We start from the raw sequence: 5,295 nt of genomic DNA on the forward strand, positions 1-5,295 counted from the left end.
CGCGCCCGCCCGCCCGGGGGCGTGGGCTGCGGGACCGGCGCGCCGCCCGCCGGCCCGGGGGCGGCCCCGTCGGGCACGTCCAGGACGCCGAGCGGCGCGACCAGCCGCGCGTACCCGGTGGTGTGCGCGAGCACCTCGGAGAGCCGGTTGAGCAGCACCGCGGGCGTCGGCTCCAGCCGCTCCAGCAGCGCCCGCACGGTCGGGCGTACGGCCCGCGCGGGCGGCTCCGCCGCGGGGCACGGCCCCGGATGGCCGCCGACCGCCTTGGCCACCTGGCGCAGGCGGACGCGCTCCGCGGACGGCAGCCGCAACGCGTCCGCCAGCGCGCCCAGCACCTGGGCCGAGGGGTGGCGGTCGCGGCCCTGCTCCAGCCGGGTCAGGTACTCCACGCTGACCCCGGCCAGCGTCGCCAGCTCGGCCCGGCGCAGCCCCGGCGTACGGCGGCGGGTGCCCGGCGGCAGCCCGACGTCGGCCGGGGTGACGGCCTCCCGGCGGGCGCGGAGGTAGCGGCCCAGCTCGTTGTCGCTCACGGCGTCGACGCTACCGCCCGGCGGGCCGCGCAGGGTGGCCCTGCCGGTACCGGTCAGCGCCGGGCCTCCCTCCCCGGCCGGCGGGGCGGGACGGTGGCGGCATGACCAAGGAACACGGCACAGCCACGGAACACGGCGCGACGACGGGACATGGCACAGCCACGGGACACGGCGCGACGACGGGACATGGCACAGCCACGGGACACGGCGCGACGGGACACGGCGCGGCGACGGGAAGCGGCACGGTCGCCGCGACGGGCACGGCACCCGGCACGAGCGGCGCGGCGGCGGGTAGGCGACACGATGACGCAGGCGGGAGCACGGACATGGGACGCGACGCAGACACACGGCACGGCGGCGGCGACCGCACGGCCGCCGGGGACGGCGGCACGCTGCCGCTGCCGCCCGGCACCTGGACCCTCGACCACCACCACTCCTCGGTCGGTTTCGAGATCCGGCACCTCGGCATATCGAAGGTGCGCGGGCGGTTCGGCGAAGTGGACGCCACACTCGTCGTGGGGCGCACCCTCGACGACTGCTCCGTCACCGCCACCGTCGCCCTCGGCTCCGTCGACACCGGCAACGCCGACCGCGACGCCCACGTCCGCGCCCCCGACATGCTCGACGTCGAGCGCCGCCCGGAGATGACCTTCCGCTCCTCGCGGCTCCGCGGCGCCGGAGCGGAGTGGGCGATGGACGGCACGCTGACCATCGGCGAGGTGTCCCGGGAGGTGTCCTTCACCGCCGAGTTCGGCGGGCTGGTGGACAGCGTCCTGGACGACCGGCGGCACTGCGGCTTCGAGGCGCGCGGGGAGATCCGGCGCAGCGACTTCGGGCTCGGCTTCGGGGCCGGGGACGCGCTGCTCGGGGACGTGGTGAAGGTGCAGCTCGACGTGCAGTTCGTCGAGCCGGAGGCGCCCGGCGCCTGACACCCCGCGCGGGCCTACGCGACCTCTCGCGCGGCGGGCGCGTGCCCCACCGCCCGCAGGGGGGGCGGTGGACGGAGCCGCCCGCCGCAGCCCGCTCAGGGCCGCAGGTGGCGGAGGACCCGGCCGGCGATCTCCCGGCCGATGGGCAGGGAGGCCGTCGCCGCGGGCGACGGGGCGTTGAGCACGTGCACCGTGTGCGGGGCCTCGACGATCAGGAAGTCGTCCGCCAGCGTCCCGTCCGGCAGCACCGCCTGCGCCCGTACGCCCGCCGGGGCGCGGCGCAGATCGGCCGCCGACGCTTCCGGCAGCATGCGGCGCACCGCGGCCGTGAAGGCGTGCCGGGACAGCGAGCGGTGCAGCTCGCCCGCGCCGTACCGCCAGTGCCGGCGGGCCAGCCGCCGGCTGCCGGGGAAGGCGAGGACGTCGGCCAGCTCGGAGGGGCGCAGCACGCCCCAGTCGTAGCCCTCGCGGGCCAGCGCCGGCACGGCGTTCGGCCCGAGGTGGACGGCGCCGTCGATGCCGCGGGTCAGATGCACCCCGAGGAACGGGAACGCCGGGTCCGGCACCGGATACACCAGCCCGCGCACCAGCTCGGCGCGCTCCGGCACCAGCTCGTAGTACTCCCCGCGGAAGGGCAGGATGCGCATGCCGGGCTCGTCCCCGGCCAGCCGGGCCAGCCGGTCGCAGTGCAGGCCCGCGCAGTTCACCAGGGCGCGGGCGCGCAGCACCGCGCCGTCCGCAGTCCGTACGGCCACCCCGCGCCCGGCGCGGCGGTCGATCGCGGTGACCTCCGCGCCGTACCGCACCCGGGCGCCCGCGTCCTCCGCGAGCCGGGCCAGCGTACGGGCGACCGCGGCGAAGTCGCAGACGCCGGTGGTGCCGACGTGGATCGCTGCCACGCCCCGCACGTGCGGCTCGCGCTCGGCGATCTGGGAGCGGCCCAGCTCGCGCACCGGGATGCCGTGCTCCCGGCCGCGCTGCACCAGGGCGTGCAGCCGGGGGAGTTCGTCGCTGCCGGTGGCGAGGATGAGCTTGCCGGTCACCGCGTGCGGCAGGTCGTGCTCCGCGCAGAACTTGACCATCTCGGCGGCGCCCTGCACCGCGTACCGGGCCTTGAGGGAGCCGGGCGGGTAGTAGATGCCGCTGTGGATGACGCCGCTGTTCCGCCCCGTCTGGTGGCGGGCGGGGGACGGCTCCTTCTCCAGGACGGTGATCCGGGTGCCCGGGGCGGCACGGGTCAGCGCGTAGGCCGTGGACAGGCCGATGATGCCGCCGCCGACCACCAGCACGTCGCAGTCGTACGGACCGGACGCGGGCTCCGCCACGGGGGCGGGCAGCGGCACGCCGGGCGCCGCGGCCTCCGGCGCCGCGGCGCCCGGCGGCGCACCGGCGCCGGGCACGCCGGGCCCCGCCGGCGGCGCGGCGCCGGCCGGCCCGGTGGGCGCCGCGGGCTCTCTGGGCTGCCTGACCTCCCTGGACACGCCCTCCATCATGAACGCTGCCGCCGACATCCGGCAGCGGTACGGATCACCCGATCCGCACCACCGCGGGGAGCGGGGGCGTGCGCCCGGGGGCGCGGATGTCCGGAACCGCGCCCGTGCCGCCGCCGGGGAGGCGGGGCAGGCCGGCCGTACCGGTGGTGGCGGGCGTACCGGGCGGCCGGGGCTCGTCCGGAGGGCGGGGGTTGCCCGGAGGCCGGGGGCAGTCCCGGGCCCGGAGACGTTCCCGAGCCCGGGGCCGTCGCGAGGTCGGAGACGTACCGGACGGCCGGGGCTCGTCCGGAGGGCGGGAGCACCCCCGAGCCCGGTGCCGGCCCCGGCCCCGGTGGCCGTCCGGAGGGTCCGGATGCCGCCCGCGTCACGCCGGGGCCACGAGCAGCGGGCGTGCCCGCTCCCGCAGCTCCACGACGCGCGGTTCGTCGCCGTACGGCTCCAGCCGGTGCAGCAGGTCCCGCACGTACTCCGTGGTGCGGGCGGAGGAGATGCGCCCCGCGACCTCGACCGCACGCGTCCCGGCCGCGCAGGCGGCGTCCAGATTGCCCGACTCCAGCTCGGCCACCGCCGAGACGATCAGCCGCAGCCCGTGCGACCGCACGAACTCCTCGGTGGGCCGGGAGAGCGCCTTCTCCGTGAAGCGGCGCACCTGGCGCGGCGCCTTGAGGTCGCGGTAGCACTCGGCCGCGTCCGCGGCCAGCCGGTCGTAGGAGTAGAAGTCCAGCCAGGACGGGTCCGGGTCGCCCTCGCGGGCCCGCTCCAGCCAGCTCTCGGCGGAGGACAGCGCCGCGCCGCAGGCCTGCGAGTCGTCGGCCTTGGCGTGCGCGCGGGCCTCCACGAGCTGGAAGAAGCTCATGGTGCGGGCCGTGGCCAGGCCGCGGTTCCGCTCCAGCGCGGCCTGGGCCAGGTCCACGCCGTCGTCCGCGAAGCCGCGGTAGGTCGCCTGGAGCGACATCGACGCCAGCACGTACCCGCCCAGCGGTACGTCCGCGGCCGCGCGGGCCAGGCGCAGCGCCTGGATGTAGTACCGCTGGGCGGCCTCCTGCTGGCCGGTGTCGAAGGCCATCCAGCCCGCCAGCCGGGTGAGTTCGGCCGTCGCGCCGAAGAGCGAGCGGCCCACCTCGTCCGAGTACGAGCCGAGCAGCAGCGGCGCCGCGTCCACCCGGAGGCACTCCGGCACCATGGACGAACGCCAGTCCCCGCCGCCGTACTTGGAGTCCCAGCGGCGCGCCTCGTCCGCCGCCTCCCGTAGTTTGGAGACGTCCGCGTGCCCGACGCGGAGCGGCTTGCCGCCGTCCCGCCCGGGGCCGCCGCCCTCCGCGGCCGCGGCGCGCAGCGCCTCGGCGTCGTCCCGGGCGACGGAGCTGTCCGCCGGGTTGATCAGCCAGCGGGACGCGGGGGTGGCGTACGCGCTGACGGCGAACGACCCCGCGAGCGTCTGCCAGATGCCGCCGCCGCGTCTGCCGCCGAGGTCCAGGCGGTAGAGGTCGGTGGCCGCCTTGACCGCGGCCCCGATGTCGCGCGGGAAGGCTAGCCCGACCTCCGGCGCCGGGTCCGAGTCCGCCAGCCCGATCTCGTGCAGCGGGACCGGCCGGCCGAGTTTGCTGCCGATGGCCGCCGCGATGAGGTGCGGTGCGGCACCCTGTGGCACCATCCCCTTCGAGACCCACCGGGCCACCGACGTCTTGTCGTAGCGAAGCGTCAGACCGCGCTGCGCTCCCAGGTCGTTGACCCTGCGGGCGAGTCCGGCGTTGCTGATTCCTGCGAGGGCGAGAACGGTGCCGAGTTTCTCGTTCGGCCCGCGTGGCTCCCTGGACATGCGCGCACCCCTGACACACCACACACCGACGGCCGCTCCGCGGCGGGCGCGGAGCGCCCCTGACCGCTGACCGCGTCCCGCGGCGTCCCGAACGGTGCCGGGTCGTCCCGGAGTCAGGGGCTTCCCCGCATCGCCATGGCGCGGGAAAGTTACTGCGACCCACAGTAGTTCGCCGCATCCCGACCGTTAAGAGGCGTCGTTCCGGATGGCGGGATTCATCTGCGCGCGGACGACCGGTAGATGATGTTCCGGGCATGTGCTCCCGGTGTGTGGCCATGCGCCCGTTCGTGCGCTCTGTGCACGGGTTCGGGTAAGCGCTTCCATGTGAGTCGCGTGGGTCGGCCCACTGAGCTGGACCGGTGGGCTGGGGGAAACCGCCGTCTTCCATCCCCGCGGGCGGTGGTTGGGCCCGGGAGGCGTGGGTGCCTCCCGGGCTGACAATTGGCCGAAATGACACCGGTCGACCCACCCGGCATATTCCCCTCCGGGGCCCCGGAAGCCCGCCGTTCCGGCCCGCCGTCCCC

4 protein-coding genes are annotated in these 5,295 nt (G+C 76.8%); 1 reads left to right on the forward strand and 3 read right to left on the reverse strand.

The genetic code is table 11. From position 1 onward, the window contains the following. A partial coding sequence (locus HOY81_RS26545) for a helix-turn-helix domain-containing protein (RefSeq protein WP_237323257.1) occupies window positions 1-530 on the reverse strand: 530 nt, incomplete at its 3' end. Window positions 531-856: 326 nt separating this feature from the next. Between HOY81_RS26545 and HOY81_RS26550 the strand changes: the two genes are divergently transcribed. Then, window positions 857-1,459: a YceI family protein gene (locus tag HOY81_RS26550; protein ID WP_237323258.1), complete on the forward strand. Its 603-nt coding sequence runs from the start codon at window positions 857-859 to the stop codon at window positions 1,457-1,459. Window positions 1,460-1,554: 95 nt separating this feature from the next. Here HOY81_RS26550 and lhgO read toward each other — a convergent pair whose 3' ends face one another. Beyond that, window positions 1,555-2,784 (reverse strand): L-2-hydroxyglutarate oxidase, encoded by a 1,230-nt coding sequence (lhgO, locus tag HOY81_RS26555; protein ID WP_237323260.1) that lies wholly within the window; start codon window positions 2,782-2,784, stop codon window positions 1,555-1,557. A gap of 532 nt (window positions 2,785-3,316) precedes the next feature. Beyond that, entirely contained in the window at window positions 3,317-4,771 is a 1,455-nt protein-coding gene (locus tag HOY81_RS26560) for an MFS transporter (protein WP_237323259.1), read from the reverse strand. Window positions 4,772-5,295: the final 524 nt, after the last annotated feature.

Source organism: Streptomyces sp. JJ36 (genome assembly GCF_021696945.1).
Taxonomy (GTDB): domain Bacteria; phylum Actinomycetota; class Actinomycetes; order Streptomycetales; family Streptomycetaceae; genus Streptomyces.

What these genes read in the sequence shown, in the direction of transcription:
- HOY81_RS26550 (WP_237323258.1), top strand. Translation starts at nt 857, where the DNA reads ATGGGACGCGACGCAGACACACGGCACGGCGGCGGCGACCGCACGGCC.
- HOY81_RS26560 (WP_237323259.1), bottom strand. Translation starts at nt 4,771, where the DNA reads ATGTCCAGGGAGCCACGCGGGCCGAACGAGAAACTCGGCACCGTTCTC.